The following is a 14236-nucleotide window of genomic DNA, read 5'->3' on the forward strand; positions in this document are numbered from 1 at the left end:
GGATGGACCCACTTCCAGGCCGGCAAAGCCGCTCTCAAAACCCTCCAGACCTATGCAGATGTGTGAATCTACTAGCCTGCCGGGGAGAGGGCTTTCGCTCAGGCTTCCTTGTAGCGGTAGCCGAGGCCGTAGAGGGTCTCGATCATCGAGAAGTCCGGGTCCACGGCGCGGAACTTCTTGCGCACGCGCTTCACATGGCTGTCGATGGTGCGGTCGTCGACATAGATGTTCTCGCCATAGGCGCCGTCGATCAGCTGGTCGCGGTTCTTCACCATGCCGGGGCGCACGGCCAGCGCCTTCACCAGCAGGAATTCCGTGACCGTCAGCTGCACCTGGCCGCCCTTCCAGAGGCAGGTGTGCTTGGTCTCGTCCAGCACCAGGTCGCCGCGGGCGATGATGCCGCCCGCCGGGGTGCCGCTGCCCTCCGCGCGGCCGGCCTCGTTCCGGCGCAACAGGGCGCGGATGCGTTCCAGCAGCAGGCGCTGGCTGAAGGGCTTGGTGATGTAGTCGTCGGCGCCGAGCCTGAGCCCCATCAGCTCATCCAGCTCGTCATCCTTGCTGGTCAGGAAGATGACCGGCATGGCGCTGCGCTGGCGGAGCCGCTGCAGCAGCTCCATCCCATCCATGCGCGGCATCTTGATGTCGAGCACGGCGAGATCGACGGGCCGCGCCATCAGCCCCTGCAGGGCGCTCTCTCCATCCGTGTAGGTGCGGACGGTGAAACCCTCCTGCTCCAGGGTCATGGAGACGCTGGTCAGGATGTTGCGGTCGTCGTCCACCAGGGCGATGGTGTGCGGCACGGGTCAGGCTCCTCGAGGCGCGGCAGTCGCGCGATGGGGGGATCATGGCGGCCAATTGTGGCAAAGGCGGGTCAGGCGGAGATGGCGACGGAGAAGTTCGGCTTCGAGGCCCGGAAGCTGGTGCGGGCGGCGGCTTCCGCCACCCTGGCGACGGTGACGGAAGGCCAGCCCTTCGCCGCACTCGCCACGCCGGCGGCCACGCCGGACCTGTCCATCCTGATGCTGCTCTCGTCGCTGTCGGAGCATACGCGGCACCTGCGACAGGAAGGGCGCTGCGCGCTGCTCTATGTGGGCACGCCCGAATCGGCGAACCCCCAGACGGCGCCGCGCGTGACCCTGACCGGGATGGCGGAGCCGGTGCCGGAGGCGGAGGTGGCGGGGCTCAAGGCTCGGTGGCTCGCCCGCCACCCCTATGCCGCGCTCTACGCCGATTTCGGCGATTTCGCCCTGTGGCGGATGCGGCCCCAGGCGGCGCTGCTGGTGGGCGGCTTCGCCCGCGCCACGCGGCTCAAGCGCGCCGATCTGCTGCCGGACCCGGCGGCGGTCGCGGCGCTGGAAGCGGCGGAGGCGGAGATCATCGCCCATGTGAATGCCGACCATGCCGATGCGCTGGCCGCGATGGCGCAGGGGCTGCACGGGCAGGGGGCGGGCCAGGATTGGCGGCTGGTGGCCGTGGACAGCGATGGCTGCGACCTCGCGGCCGGGGAGACCGTGATCCGCCATGCCTGGACGGCACCGGTCGCCGATGCGGACGGTGTCCGCGCCGGGCTGATCAAGGCCGCGCGAGCGGGGCGCGCGGCGCTGTCTCAGTCCGATTGAATATCGTAAACAGAAGTTGCAACAAGTAACCGGGCGGTTATCTTGATTATGGCAGCTTACCCGCCCTAATCTTGCCGCGCTCAGCGCCGAAAACGACGCCCGCGACGATGGCCGCCTGACCTCGGTCGGCCACCCCCCTCTGGAGGTTCCTGATGACGTCCGACGCATCCGCCCTGTCCGGGACCGGCGTAGCCGGCTCGGCGAAGGTTCACGCCAATCTGACGGCGGCGGGGCTCTACGCCCACGCGCTGCGCCGGGGCGAGGGGCGGCTTTCGGCGGATGGCGCCTTCATGGCGATCACCGGCCAGCACACCGGCCGTTCCGTCCAGGACAAGTTCGTCGTGGACGACCCGGAAGTGCATGACGCGATCTGGTGGGGCAAGATCAACCAGCCGCTGCCGCCCGCGAAGTTCGCCGGCTTCAGCGCCAAGGTTCGCGAATGGCTCGGCGCCCGCGATGAGCTCTTCACGCAGGACCTGTTTGCCGGCGCCGATACCGGCCACCGCATCAAGGTGCGCCTGGTGACGACGAATGCCTGGCACGCCCTGTTTGCCCGCAACATGTTCATCCGCCCGACGGCCGAGGAACTGAAGACCTTCGAGCCCGACTTCTTCATCCTGCACGCCCCGGAATACGAGGCGAATCCCGCCGAGGATGGCTGCCGCACCAGCACCCTCATCGCGCTGTCCTTCGCCAAGCGCACCATCTGCATCGCCGGCACGAGCTATGCGGGCGAGATCAAGAAGTCGATCTTCACCGTCATGAACTGGCTGCTGCCGGAACGCGGCGTGCTGCCGATGCACTGCTCCGCCAACCTCGGCAAGGGCGGCGACACCGCGCTGTTCTTCGGCCTGTCCGGCACGGGCAAGACGACGCTCAGCAGCGACCCCGAGCGCAGCCTGATCGGCGATGACGAGCATGGCTGGTCGGACACCGGCGTCTTCAACTTCGAAGGCGGCTGCTACGCCAAGGTCATCAAGCTGTCGAAGGAAGCCGAGCCGCAGATCTGGGACGCCAGCCACCGCTTCGGCGCGGTGCTGGAGAACGTCCATGGCGACGAGCACGGCGTCCTCGACCTCGACGACAACCGCTACACCGAGAATACGCGGTCCTGCTACCCGATCGAGTTCATCCCGAACATCGTGACGGGCGGCCAGGCGGGCAAGCCGAAGAACGTGGTGATGCTGACGGCGGATGCCTTCGGCGTGCTGCCGCCGATCGCCAAGCTCTCTGCCGCGCAGGCCATGTACCACTTCATGTCCGGCTACACCGCGCGCGTCGCCGGCACGGAGAAGGGCCTGGGCAAGGAGCCGCAGGCGACCTTCTCCACCTGCTTCGGCGCGCCCTTCCTGCCGCGGCACCCGGAGGTCTATGGCCGCATGCTGGCCGAGCGCATCGCCAAGGACGGCGCCGATGTGTGGCTGGTGAATACCGGCTGGACCGGCGGCGCCTATGGCACGGGCAAGCGGATGAGCATCCAGCACACCCGCGCCCTGCTGCGCGCGGCGCTGGATGGCTCGCTCGCCAAGGTCGAGTTCGTCCGTGATCCCTTCTTCGGCCTGATGATCCCGAAGGCGGTGCCGGGCATCCCCGACAACGTGCTGAACCCGCGCGACAGCTGGGCCGACAAGGCCGCCTACGACAAGCAGGCGAAGCACCTCGTCTCCCTGTTCGAGAAGAACTTCGAGACCTTCGCCGGCGCGGTCGGCGAGGATGTGAAGGCAGCGGCGATCAAGGCCGCGGCGTAGGCCTTTCCGGGCTGGACCATCCAGGGCGCGTCCCCATCATGGGGGCGCGCCCTTTTTCATGTCCGGACCCCGCCATGCCCCTCGACGAGACCACGCCCCGCCGGCAGCCCCAGCGTCCTGAACCCGCGCGCAACGTGCTCGGCGGCACGCTGCTGCCCTGCTCCGTGGCACCCCTGACGGGCTTCCTGCGCGACGGCTGCTGCAACACGGGGCCGCAGGATCTGGGCCTGCACGTCGTCTGCGCCGAAGTCACCGCGGAATTCCTCGAATTCAGCGCCTCGCGCGGCAATGATCTTTCCACGCCGCGGCCGGAATACGGCTTTGCCGGGCTGAAGCCCGGGGATCGCTGGTGCCTCTGCGCGGCGCGGTGGGAGGAAGCGCGCCTGGCGGGGCTGGCGCCGCCGGTCCTGCTGGAAGCCACGCATGAGGCCGCGCTCAGCGTCGTCCGCCGCGAACACCTGATGGCGCATGGGGTGTAGCGGGGCGGCGGTGCCCCTGGTTCAGCCTGGCCCTTCCTTCGGCCGGTCATGCTCGGCATGCAGCGTGCCGGGCATGGCGTAGCTGATGCGGCCGCGGTCGAAGAAGGACAGGTCCAGCATGCGCTTGAACTGGCTGGCCCGCCGCCGCTGTTCCTGGCCGGGGATCACCGAGCGCAGCAGCCGGTCGCCGACATTGCGGGCCCGCAGCAGCGGCAGGACGCCGAAGGTCGCGGTCCGGGGATAGTGGAGCTGGTCCGCCATCGTGTCCCCGATCAGCGCGCGTGACACCCGGTAGACGTAGCGCGCCAGGCTGCGCCGCGCCGCGGGATCCGTGATGCCGGCAACGAGCGGCGCGGAGTTGATCAGGCTGTTGGCCATCATGATTGCCTCCAGCTGCGGTTCCGGTTCGCAGAGCCGGCCGATATGGACGAGGTGCCGTGCCTCGGCCTCCGTCCTGGCCTGCAGCGCCGGGGGCACGCCCATGAGGTGCCCGGCATAGCGCCAGACCAGCATGAAGCTCTCCGCCTCCTCCGCCGTGAAGCGCAGGCCGAGCTGGCGGCCGCGATGCAGCAGCTGGCCGGAGAAGGCGGCGGTGGCGAAGCCGATATGCGCGGCGTGCAGCGGCACGCCCCAGGCTGCCGCGTCCCACTCCTCGGATCGGGACAGAAGCTGCCGGATGCGCGCATGCATCAGGCGGATGCGGACCGAGAGCTTCCAGCCTTCTCCCTGCCGATCCAGCCCGCCGGGCATGAAGATTTCCACCAGGTGGCGGTTGTTCTGCTGGAGGCGCCGCACCCCCTGGTCCGTCACGCGGCCGGTGATGGCGAAGGATTTGCTGATGAGGGTGGAGAATCCCTCGATCAGCACGGCACCGACGAAGGCGCCGATCAGCATCTCCGAATTGCCGTGGAAGGCACGGTGGCCGGCGCGCGTGGCTTCAGGGTCGAACCAGGCCGGCACGGTTTCGGCATCCGCGAAGAAGGCGCGGAGGGCCTCCGGTGCCTCCGCCAGGGCCGAGCCGCCCTGTTCGATGCCGCGGTCGATCCAGTGCCGCCCGCCGGCGCCCTCCATCGCCGCCATGGCGGCATCGGCCAGCGGGTCGCCCTGGCCGGTGAGGCGGAGATAGGTTTCCGCCAGGGCAGGGTCCTGCCGTTGTGCCCGCGCGAAGCCGGCGGCGTAGTCGTGCGGGACCATCATGATCGGTGAAGCCTGTTCTTCAGGCCACCATGGGGCAGGCCGCGCGGCCCGCCAAGCCGACCGTTGCGAAAAGGGACGGAATCGCGCCGTGCCGCGGGCGCCTCAGCGCGCTCCGCGCAGCCCCTGCACCGCCGCGGCGATCGCCGTGGTGGCCATGAAGGCGGCGCCGAGGAGGAAGACGGCGTGCGGGTGGCCGGTGTCCATCAGCCAGGCAAACAGGATGGGGGCGATGAGGCCGCCGATGTTGAAGCCGGTGGAGACCACGCCGAAGACGGCGCCGGCCTGGCCGGGGGGCGCGGCGGCGCGGACCATCATGTCGCGGGAGGGCATGCAGAGGCCGGTCAGGATGCCGGACGCGCCCATCAGCACCGGGATGAGCAGCGCCGGGATGGAGAAGAGGCCGAGCGTCGCGGTGATGACCGCGCCGGCGCCGAAGCCGGCCGCGGCGACCAGGCCGTGGCGCTTTGATCGGTCCGCGATCCAGCCGCCGATCAGCACGCCGAGGGCCGAGCCCACGAGGAAGAAGGTCAGCGCGGTGGAGGCGAGGGTGAGCGAGAGGCCATTGCCCGTGACGAGGGCCGCGACGACGAAGCCGTTCACGCCGCCGATCGACAGCGCGATCAGGATGAAGAAGCCGGTGAGGCCGATGACGGCGGGGCTGAGGACGCGCGTCGGCTGGCCCGCTTCCGGCTTCACGCGGCGCACGGGCTGGTCGGGCGGGCAGGCGAGCCAGACAGTGGCGGCAACGGCGAGGCCGATGAGGCCGGCGGAGAGCACCGCGCCCTGCACGCCGAAGGCGGCGGCCAGGCCGATCATCAGCGTCGGCGCGATGGCGCCGCCGAGGTAGCCCGCGAAGGTGTGCAGCGAGAAGGCGCGCCCCATCCGCACGCCGCCGATGCCGCCATTGAGGATGGCGTAGTCCGCGGGGTGGTAGACGGCATTGGCGAGGCCCGCGAGGGCGGCCGCGGCCAGCAGGAAGGCGTAGCTGCCGGTCAGGCCGAAGAGGCTGAAGGCACAGCCGCCCAGGACCAGGCCCGCCGTCAGCACCCGGCGCGGGCCGAGCCGGTCCACCATGAAGCCCACGGGGGCCTGGGTGAAGGCGGAGACCAGGCTGAAGATGGTCATCGCCAGGCCGAGTTCGAGGAAGCTGACCTCGAGCCTGTCCCGCAGCAGCGGGAAGAGCGGCGGGAAGACCATGATGTGCAGGTGGCTGACGGCATGGGCGATGCCGATGGCCGTCAGCGTGCGGCGTTCCGTCGGTGTCCAGGCGGTGGCGGGGACGGCGTCGGCGGTGGTGCTCATGCCGGTTCCTGTGCGGTGCCCTCAGCAGGCGGGCGGGCGTTTCAGTGGGCTTCTGCCCAGGATTGGCCGTGGCCGACTTCCACGGCGAGGGGCACGGCCAGGTCGGCGACGTTTTCCATGATCTGGCGGACGAGAACGCCGGTGGCCTCGACCTCGGCTTCCGGCACCTCGAACACCAACTCGTCATGCACCTGCAGCAGCATGCGGGCGGAGAGGTTCGCTTCGCGAAGCGCGCGGGGCAGGCGGACCATGGCGCGCTTGATGACCTCCGCCGCACCGCCCTGGAAGGGGGCGTTGATGGCGGCGCGTTCGGCGCCGCCGCGGCGGACGGGGTCCTTGCTGGCGATGTCGGCGATCCAGAGCTTGCGGCCGAAGGGTGTCAGCACGTAGCCGGTGGTGCGCGCATCCTCCTTCAGCTTCTCCATGCAGTTCCGGATGCCGGGGTATTGCGCGAAATAGGCATCGATGATGCCGCGCGCCTCCCCGGGGCCAATGCCGAGGCGGGCGGCGAGGCCGAAGGCGGACATGCCGTAGATGATGCCGAAATTGATGGTCTTGGCGCGGCGCCGCGCTTCCTTGTCCACCTTGTCGGGGGGGATGCGGAAGATGTCGGAGGCCGTGCGGGAATGGATGTCCTGCCCCGTCGCGAAGGCTTCCTTCAGCGCGGGCACGTCGGCGACGTGGGCCAGGATGCGGAGCTCGATCTGGCTGTAGTCGGCGGCCATCAGCACATGGCCGGGATCGGCCACGAAGGCGCGGCGGATGCGCTGCCCTTCCTCGGTGCGGACCGGGATGTTCTGCAGGTTGGGTTCGGTGGAGGAGAGGCGACCGGTGGAGGTGACGGCCATCGCGAAATCGGTGTGGACGCGGCTGTTGGCGTCGAGGCGCTGGGCCAGCGCGTCCACATAGGTCGATTTCAGCTTCTGGATCTGCCGCCAGTCCAGCACGCGCCTGGCGAGCGGCACCTGCTGCTGCGCCAACTCCTCCAGCACGGAGGCATCGGTGCCCCAGGCGCCGGTGAGCTTGCTGCGCTTGCCGCCGGGCAGCTTCATCTCATCGAAGAGGATCTCCCCCAATTGCTTGGGCGAGCCGACATTGAAGGGGCGGCCGGCGAGTTCGTGGATCTGCTTCTCGTAGAGGGCGAGCTTCTCCGCGAAATCCTCCCCGATGCGGGCGAGTTCGCCGGCATCGATGCGGATGCCGGCCAGCTCCATGTCCCGCAGCACGCCGACCATGCGGCGCTCCACCTGTTCGTAGAGCGTCAGCGCGCGGGCGGGGCGGAGTTCGGGCTTGAAGACGTGCCAGAGCCGCAGCGTGACGTCCGCGTCCTCCGCCGCGTAGGCGGTCGCCTTGTCGAGGGCCACCTTGGCGAAGCTGATGCGGTTGCGGCCGGTGCCGGTGACGCTGTCGAAGGTGATGGGCGTGTGGCCGAGATGCTTGAGCGACAACTCATCCATGCCATGGCCATGCGCGCCGGCGCGCAGCGCGTAGGACATCAGCATGGTGTCGTCGATCGGCGCGACGGCGATGGCGCCGTTGCTGTCGCGGCAGAGCACTTCGAGGTCGTATTTGGCGTTGTGCAGCACCTTCAGCACGCTGGGGTCCTGCAGCAGCGGCTTGAGTTCCGCCATCGCCGTGTCGTGGTCGATCTGCTCCGGCGTGCCCGACCCCATCAGGTCGCCGCTGCCCTCATGCCGCAGCGGCACGTAGCAGGCGCGGCCGGGGGCGACGGCGATGGAGAGGCCGACGAGCTGGGCCTTCAGCGCATCGAGGCTGTCGGTCTCCGTATCGAAGCCCATGACGCCGGCGGCGCGGGCTTCCGCGATCCAGGACCGCAGGGCCTCGATCGTCGTGACCGTCTCATAGGGGCCGAAGGGCGCGGCGCCGGGCTGGGGCGCGGGCTCAGGGGCGCTGGCATCCGGCGCGCGGGGGGCGCTGCGGACGACGGCGTTGGCCTCGCCCAGGCCGAGGCGGGCCAGCAGGCTGCGGAAGCCGTTGTCGCGCAGGAATTTCTCGAGAACGGCCGGGGAGGGCGGGCGGACCTCCATCTTCTCGATGGGGCAGGGGAGTGGCGCATCCGCGTCCAGCATCACCAGGCGGCGGCTGATGCGGGCCTTCTCGGCGTTCTGCTCCAGCGCCTCGCGCCGCTTGGGCTGCTTGATCTTGGCCGTGTTCGCCAGCAGCGTCTCAAGGTCGCCGTATTCGGTGATGAGCTGGGCGGCCGTCTTGATGCCGATGCCGGGCACGCCGGGCACATTATCCGTGCTGTCGCCGGCCAGCGCCTGCACCTCCACCACCTTGTCGGGGGTGACGCCGAACTTCTCGAAGACCTCGGGCTCCCGGATCGGCTTCTGCTTGATCGGGTCCAGCATCTCCACGCCCGGCCGGACCAGCTGCATCAGATCCTTGTCGGAGGAGACGATGGCGACGCTGCCGCCTTCCGCCACGAAGGCCTTGGCATAGGCGGCGATCAGGTCATCGGCCTCGAAGCCCTGCAACTCCGCCTGGCAGACGCCGAGCGCTTCCGTCGCCTCCCGGATCAGGGCGAATTGGGGGACGAGTTCGGGCGGCGGTTCGGGGCGGTGGGCCTTGTAGTCGGGGTAGAAATCGTTGCGGAAGGTGGTGCGGTTGCTGTCGAAGACGACGGCGATGTGCGTCGCGGAATTGCGGGCGAGGAACTGGGACAGCATCTGGGTGAAGCCGAAGACGGCGTTCACATGCGTGCCGTCCGGCCGCGTCATGGGCGGCAGGGCGTGATAGGCGCGGAAGATGTAGCCCGAGCCATCGACCAGGATCAGCCGCTTCTCGCCCGGCGCGACGGGCGCGACCGGGTCCGCGGCCTTTGCCGCCGTTTCCTCCCCTGCCACGAGCGTCTCAGTGCCCGTGGTCGTCGCCGGCGCCCTCGGCCAGGACATGGGTGCGGGAGCAGTAGGGGCAGGTGACCTGCCTGTCCTCGATGCGGAGATAGACCAGCGGGTGGCCGAGATTGCCGCCGCCGCCGTCGCAGCCGACGACGCGGCTATGGACGATGATGGTGTCCTCCGGCGTCACCCCCGGCAGGGCGACCGGGGCATAGCCGGTCATTCGCTGGTCGCGCATGGCGGTCCTCTAGGCTGGTGGGCGGAAGATAGGCCCTGGGGGGCGGATCGGCCAGCCCGGCGCGCATGGACCAGCCCTGCGCCGCGCGCTACCGGTGGGGCCATGCAGCCAACCCACGCCATCGAGATCGCGGGCCTCCGCAAGACCTACCCGGGCAGCAAGGGTGGCCCGGGGAAGGAAGCGCTGAAGGGCGTGGATCTGGTCGTCCCGCGCGGATCCTTCTTCGGGCTGCTGGGGCCGAACGGGGCGGGGAAATCGACCCTGATCGGCATCCTGGCCGGCCTGGTGCAGAAGACCGCGGGCAAGGCGTCGGTCTGGGGCGTGGACCTGGATGCGGACCCGATCGGGCTTCGCCAGCGGATCGGCGTGGTGCCCCAGGAACTCAACCTCGACCCCTTCTTCACGCCGCGGGAGGCGATGGAGATGCAGGCCGGGCTCTGGGGCGTGCCGAAGGCCCGGCGGCGGACCATGGAAATCCTGGATGCGGTGGGGCTGGCGGACAAGGCGGATGCCTATGCGCGCAGCCTGTCGGGCGGCATGCGCCGCCGGCTGCTGGTGGCCAAGGCCATGGTCCATGCGCCGCCCGTGCTGGTGCTGGATGAGCCGACGGCGGGGGTGGATATCGAGCTTCGCGAACAGCTCTGGCGCATGGTGCAGGGGCTGAACAAGGCCGGCACCACCATCGTCCTGACCACGCATTACCTGGAGGAGGCCGAAAGCCTCTGCGACCGCATCGCCATCATCGGCCAGGGAAGGCTGATCGCGGATGAGCCGACGCGGGACCTGATCGCCAGGCTGGACGACAAGACCATCACGGTGACGGTGGCGGAGGACCTCGGCGCCGTGCCGCCGGGCCTGGCGGGGCATGAGGCGCGGCTGGATGGGCCGAGGCGGCTCGAGATCCGTTATCGCGCGCGGGAGACGCGCGTCGAGGATATCCTGGACGCGGTGCGGGGCGCGGGCCTCGCCATCCAGGATCTGTCCACCAAGGAGGCCGATCTGAACGCCATCTTCCTGCGCCTGACCCGGGAACAGGTCGCCGCTTGATCCGGGCGCTGCTGGCCGCTTGCGCGCTGCTGCTGGCGGCGGCCTGCACGCCGGTGGTGATGCCGGCCGGCCCGCCGGTGGCGCTGCCGCGGCTGGAGGAGGCGGCGATGATCGCCGCCGATGGCGCCCGCCTGCCGATGCGGGTCTTCCCGCCGGAGGGTGAGCCCCGCGCGGTGATCCTGGCGCTGCACGGCTTCAATGACCATAGCGGCAACTTCCTGACCGACAGCCTGGAGGCGCTGAAGCAGGCGGGCATGCTGGTCTATGCCTATGACCAGCGCGGCTTCGGCCGGGCGCCCAACCGGGGCTACTGGGCGGGGGCGGAGACGATGGCGGCGGACGCTGCCGCCGCCGCCCGCCTGCTGGCGGAGCGCCACCCTGGCCTGCCGCTGTTCATGCTGGGCGAGAGCATGGGGGCCGCGGTCTCCATCCTGGCCGCGGGCATGGACCCCGCGCCGCCGGTGCGCGGCTACGTCCTGCTGGCGCCGGCGCTGTGGAACCGCGAACTCATGAATCCCCTCATGCGCGGCGGCATCTGGCTGGCGGAGCGCACCATCCCGGCCCTGCCGGTGACGGGTGGCGTCGGCGGCGTGGTGGCCAGCGACAACGAGGCCGCGCTGCGCCGGCTGGGGCGCGACCCCCTGGTGATCCGCGTGACGCGGGTGGATTCGGCGCTCGGCCTGATGGATCTGATGGACAAGGCGGTGGCGGCGCTGCCGCGCTGCTGCGGCGGCGCACCGGCGCTGCTGCTCTATGGGGAGCGCGACATGCTCGTGCCGCCCCGCATGACGCGGGCGGCGGTGGCGAGCGTGCCGCCGGCGAGCGGCTTGCGCGTCGCGGTCTATGCCGGCGGCTACCACCTGCTGCTGGCCGGCGGGAACCGGGAGGAGGTGGTGCGGGACATCCTTGCCTTCATCGAGGACCCGCGGGGGCCGTTGCCATCGGATGCGGAACAGCGGGCGCCGGGCTGGCTGGCACGCTGACGCGTGCCAGCGTGCTGGCGCGCTGGCGCGATAGGGTCGTCGCTCAGTCGGCCTCATCCTGGCCGGCCCGACCTTCCAGGGCCCGACCCGCATAGAGCAGCCGCAGGATGGTCACGGTCGATCCCGTGACCTGGAAGGCAATCGTGACCCGCCGGCGGTAGCCGAGGGTGCGGAGGCCCGGCCGGATGGCATCACGCCGCGTGCCGCGCTCCGGGAACTCGGCCAGGCCGAGGCAGTGCCGCCGGAGCGCCTCCACATAGGCAAGGGCGCGTTCGGGCAGGGAGGCATCGGCGGTGGCATCGTAGAGGTCGCGGAGGTCGTCGAGCGCTTCCGGCGCGACGACGACCCTATGCGTCACGCCGGGTCTTCAGCCTTGCCGCGTGATGCGCCCTGAGCGCGGCGCCAACCGCATCGGCATCCATCGCCCTGCCGGGGTCGGCCTGCATGGCGTCCTGCACAGGGGCCACTTCCTCGCGCAGCCAGCGTTCGACGGCGGCGTCACGCTCCCGCAGCGCGCGCAAGCCGGCGCGGACGACCTCGCTGGCCGAGGCATAGCCCCCGGTCGCGACCAGCTCATCCATGTAGCGCGCCTGGTCGGGCGGAAGGCTGATGGTGCGCTTCTCAGCGGGTGCCACGACAGGGCTCCTTGGGGGTGCAGTGTGACGTTATCATACCCCCACCCCGGCCCTCCCCCGCAAGCGCGGGGGAGGGAGGCAGCGGTCACCCCAGCGTCTTGAACACCGCAAACAGCTCGTTCTTCGCCTCGAACCCGATCCCGGGGATCGTCGGCATCGCGACCTTGCTGTCCACCACCGGCACGTCATCCGCGAAGCCGCCGAAGGGGTGGAAGACCTCGGGGTAGCTCTCGTTGCCGCCGAGGCCGAGGCCCACCGCGATGTTCAGTGCGAACTGGTGCCCGCCATGGGGCACGCAGCGGCGGCGGGACCAGCCGTGCAGCGCCAGCATGTCGAGCGTGCGGAGATACTCGACCAGGCCATAGGACAGCGCCGGGTCGAATTGCAGGATGTCGCGGTCCGGCCGCAGCCCGCCATGGCGGATCAGGTTGCGCGCATCCTGCATGCTGAACAGGTTCTCCCCCGTCGCGATCGGCGGCGCGTAATGCTCGGCCAGCGTCGCATGGGTGGAGTAATCCAGCGGGTCCAGCGGCTCCTCGTACCAGCGGAGCCCCATGGGGCCGAGCGCCGCGGCATAGGTCAGCGCGGCATGCAGGCCGAAGCGGCCATTGACGTCCACCGCAAGCTTCGACCCATCGCCGCCCAGCAGCTTCACCACCGCCTCGATCCGGGCCATGTCCTCGGCCAGCGCATCCTTGAGCGAGGTGCCGGGGGCGCCGCCGATCTTCATCTTCACGGTGGAATAGCCCATGCCGAGGTAGCGCTTCATCTCCTCGACCAGCTGGTCCACGCCCTTGCCGGGGTAGTAGTAGCCGCCGGCCGCATAGACCCAGGCGGCCTGGTCCGCGACGCCGTTGTTGTAGCGATCCGCCAGCAGCTTCCAGAGCGGCACGCCGGCGAGCTTCGCGGCCGCATCCCACAGCGCCATGTCCAGCACGCCGACGGCGACGCTGCGCTCCCCATGGCCGCCCGGCTTCTCGTTCTTCATCACCACGGCCCAGGCCCCTTCGGGGGAGAGGGTGCCATCGGCGCGCGTCACCTGCGCCTCCGTCGCCTCCAGCAGCCGGGGGATGAAGCGCTCCGCCAGCAGGCCGGGCTGGGCGTAGCGGCCATTGCTGTTGAAGCCGTAGCCGGTGGCGCGCTTGCCGCCCGCATCCTCCACCGTCACGGCGACGATGGAAGCGGTCATCTTGCTGAAGTCGATATAGGCATTGGCGATGGCGCTCGCGATCGGCGCCGTGCCCTGCTTCACGCTGACGATGCGCATGCCTGGGGGTTCCTGTCCTGGTCGCCACCTTGTCGCCCCGCCCCGCTTGGCGGCACAAGAGGGGGAGGAAGAGGAAACAGCATGCCCGACATCCTGCACGAGACCCGCGGCCGCATCGCCTGGACCACGCTGAACCGGCCCGAACAGCGCAACGCCATGACCTTCGCGATGTATGAAGGCCTGGTGGAACAGGCGGAGCGCGTGACGAAGGACGCTGGCATCCGCGCCTGGGTCATCACCGGCGCCGGCGGCAAGGCCTTCGCGGCCGGGACCGACATCAGCCAGTTCCGGGAATTCAAGTCCGGCCAGGACGGGCTGGAATATGAGAAGCGGATCGACCGCGTGCTCTCGGCCGTCGAGGATTGCCCGAAGCCCGTCATCGCCGCCATCGCGGGCGCCTGCACGGGGGGCGGGCTCGGCATCGCCGCGGTCTGCGACCTGCGCATCGCTTCCGCCAACGCCAAGTTCGGCGTGCCGGTGGCGCGCACGCTCGGCAACTGCCTCAGCACCTCCAACGTCTCCCGCTTCGCGACGCTGATCGGCCCGGCGAAGCTGAAGGAGCTGATCTTCACCGCGCGGTTGATGGAGGCCGAGGAGGCCCGCGCCGCCGGGCTGATCAGCGAGATCCTGCCGACGCCGGAGGCCGTCGTGGACCGCGCGATGGACCTGGCGGAGACGGTCGCCGGCATGGCGCCGCGCACGCTGACGGCGACGAAATTCGCGCTGAAGCGCCTGCGCCTGGCGGCTGGCCAGATCCAGGGCGACGACCTGGTGGAGCTCTGCTTCGGCAGCCAGGATTTCCGGGAGGGGATGGAGGCGTTCCTGAACAAGCGCGCCCCGAACTGGACGGGGAACTGAGG

14 protein-coding genes are annotated in these 14236 nt (G+C 70.1%); 6 read left to right on the forward strand and 8 right to left on the reverse strand.

The genetic code is table 11. The features are described 5' to 3' along the window. Nucleotides 1-98 precede the first annotated feature (98 nt). Entirely contained in the window at nucleotides 99-743 is a 645-nt protein-coding gene (locus G3576_RS13575; RefSeq protein ID WP_235951961.1) for a response regulator, read from the reverse strand. A 138-nt stretch (nucleotides 744-881) separates the two neighbouring features. Between G3576_RS13575 and G3576_RS13580 the strand changes: the two genes are divergently transcribed. The 3 genes from G3576_RS13580 to G3576_RS13590 all read left to right on the forward strand — a co-directional run bounded on the left by G3576_RS13580 (nucleotide 882) and on the right by G3576_RS13590 (nucleotide 3846). After that, complete coding sequence (locus tag G3576_RS13580; RefSeq protein WP_164694959.1) at nucleotides 882-1619, forward strand: HugZ family pyridoxamine 5'-phosphate oxidase; 738 nt, start codon at nucleotides 882-884, stop codon at nucleotides 1617-1619. A gap of 152 nt (nucleotides 1620-1771) precedes the next feature. Next, nucleotides 1772-3367, forward strand: a complete 1596-nt coding sequence (locus G3576_RS13585) for a phosphoenolpyruvate carboxykinase (protein ID WP_164694960.1) — start codon at nucleotides 1772-1774, stop codon at nucleotides 3365-3367. A gap of 74 nt (nucleotides 3368-3441) precedes the next feature. Beyond that, complete coding sequence (locus G3576_RS13590) at nucleotides 3442-3846, forward strand: DUF2237 family protein (protein WP_164694961.1); 405 nt, start codon at nucleotides 3442-3444, stop codon at nucleotides 3844-3846. 21 nt (nucleotides 3847-3867) lie between these two features. Here G3576_RS13590 and G3576_RS13595 read toward each other — a convergent pair whose 3' ends face one another. The 4 genes from G3576_RS13595 to G3576_RS13610 form a co-directional block, all read right to left on the reverse strand. Next, nucleotides 3868-5043, reverse strand: a complete 1176-nt coding sequence (locus tag G3576_RS13595) for an oxygenase MpaB family protein (RefSeq protein ID WP_164694962.1) — start codon at nucleotides 5041-5043, stop codon at nucleotides 3868-3870. A 102-nt stretch (nucleotides 5044-5145) separates the two neighbouring features. Continuing rightward, entirely contained in the window at nucleotides 5146-6345 is a 1200-nt protein-coding gene (locus G3576_RS13600) for an MFS transporter (protein ID WP_164694963.1), read from the reverse strand. Between the two features lie 41 nt (nucleotides 6346-6386). Beyond that, the gene (polA, locus tag G3576_RS13605) at nucleotides 6387-9260 is read right to left on the reverse strand and encodes a DNA polymerase I (protein ID WP_164694964.1); all 2874 of its coding nucleotides are present in this window, start codon (nucleotides 9258-9260) and stop codon (nucleotides 6387-6389) included. Beyond that, nucleotides 9220-9444: a zinc-finger domain-containing protein gene (locus G3576_RS13610; RefSeq protein ID WP_164694965.1), complete on the reverse strand. Its 225-nt coding sequence runs from the start codon at nucleotides 9442-9444 to the stop codon at nucleotides 9220-9222. The genes polA and G3576_RS13610 overlap by 41 nt, the downstream gene beginning before the upstream one ends. 102 nt (nucleotides 9445-9546) lie before the next feature. Here G3576_RS13610 and G3576_RS13615 point away from each other — a divergent pair, with 102 nt between their 5' ends. Both G3576_RS13615 and G3576_RS13620 read left to right on the forward strand, forming a co-directional pair. Then, nucleotides 9547-10491, forward strand: coding sequence for an ABC transporter ATP-binding protein (locus G3576_RS13615; RefSeq protein ID WP_164694966.1), 945 nt, complete (start codon nucleotides 9547-9549; stop codon nucleotides 10489-10491). Then, complete coding sequence (locus tag G3576_RS13620; RefSeq protein ID WP_164694967.1) at nucleotides 10488-11474, forward strand: alpha/beta fold hydrolase; 987 nt, start codon at nucleotides 10488-10490, stop codon at nucleotides 11472-11474. The genes G3576_RS13615 and G3576_RS13620 overlap by 4 nt, the downstream gene beginning before the upstream one ends. Nucleotides 11475-11517: 43 nt before the next feature. Here the strand turns inward: G3576_RS13620 and G3576_RS13625 are convergent, their stop codons facing one another. The 3 genes from G3576_RS13625 to G3576_RS13635 form a co-directional block, all read right to left on the reverse strand. After that, entirely contained in the window at nucleotides 11518-11832 is a 315-nt protein-coding gene (locus G3576_RS13625) for a type II toxin-antitoxin system RelE/ParE family toxin (RefSeq protein ID WP_164694968.1), read from the reverse strand. Further along, entirely contained in the window at nucleotides 11822-12109 is a 288-nt protein-coding gene (locus tag G3576_RS13630; RefSeq protein WP_164694969.1) for a type II toxin-antitoxin system ParD family antitoxin, read from the reverse strand. The genes G3576_RS13625 and G3576_RS13630 overlap by 11 nt, the downstream gene beginning before the upstream one ends. Nucleotides 12110-12194: 85 nt before the next feature. Continuing rightward, the gene (locus G3576_RS13635) at nucleotides 12195-13376 is read right to left on the reverse strand and encodes an enolase C-terminal domain-like protein (RefSeq protein ID WP_164694970.1); all 1182 of its coding nucleotides are present in this window, start codon (nucleotides 13374-13376) and stop codon (nucleotides 12195-12197) included. A gap of 81 nt (nucleotides 13377-13457) precedes the next feature. Here G3576_RS13635 and G3576_RS13640 point away from each other — a divergent pair, with 81 nt between their 5' ends. Then, nucleotides 13458-14234 (forward strand): enoyl-CoA hydratase/isomerase family protein, encoded by a 777-nt coding sequence (locus G3576_RS13640; RefSeq protein WP_164694971.1) that lies wholly within the window; start codon nucleotides 13458-13460, stop codon nucleotides 14232-14234. Nucleotides 14235-14236 lie beyond the last annotated feature (2 nt).

This window comes from Falsiroseomonas algicola (assembly GCF_011040385.1).
Classification (GTDB): domain Bacteria; phylum Pseudomonadota; class Alphaproteobacteria; order Acetobacterales; family Acetobacteraceae; genus Falsiroseomonas; species Falsiroseomonas algicola.

Bases quoted from the DNA above. Each gene is read 5' to 3' on its own strand.
- G3576_RS13640 (WP_164694971.1), top strand. From the start codon at position 13,458: ATGCCCGACATCCTGCACGAGACCCGCGGCCGCATCGCCTGGACCACG.
- G3576_RS13610 (WP_164694965.1), bottom strand. From the start codon at position 9,444: ATGCGCGACCAGCGAATGACCGGCTATGCCCCGGTCGCCCTGCCGGGG.
- G3576_RS13615 (WP_164694966.1), top strand. From the start codon at position 9,547: ATGCAGCCAACCCACGCCATCGAGATCGCGGGCCTCCGCAAGACCTAC.
- polA (WP_164694964.1), bottom strand. From the start codon at position 9,260: ATGTCCTGGCCGAGGGCGCCGGCGACGACCACGGGCACTGAGACGCTC.
- G3576_RS13580 (WP_164694959.1), top strand. From the start codon at position 882: ATGGCGACGGAGAAGTTCGGCTTCGAGGCCCGGAAGCTGGTGCGGGCG.
- G3576_RS13595 (WP_164694962.1), bottom strand. From the start codon at position 5,043: ATGATGGTCCCGCACGACTACGCCGCCGGCTTCGCGCGGGCACAACGG.
- G3576_RS13585 (WP_164694960.1), top strand. From the start codon at position 1,772: ATGACGTCCGACGCATCCGCCCTGTCCGGGACCGGCGTAGCCGGCTCG.
- G3576_RS13600 (WP_164694963.1), bottom strand. From the start codon at position 6,345: ATGAGCACCACCGCCGACGCCGTCCCCGCCACCGCCTGGACACCGACG.
- G3576_RS13575 (WP_235951961.1), bottom strand. From the start codon at position 743: ATGACCCTGGAGCAGGAGGGTTTCACCGTCCGCACCTACACGGATGGA.
- G3576_RS13635 (WP_164694970.1), bottom strand. From the start codon at position 13,376: ATGCGCATCGTCAGCGTGAAGCAGGGCACGGCGCCGATCGCGAGCGCC.
- G3576_RS13590 (WP_164694961.1), top strand. From the start codon at position 3,442: ATGCCCCTCGACGAGACCACGCCCCGCCGGCAGCCCCAGCGTCCTGAA.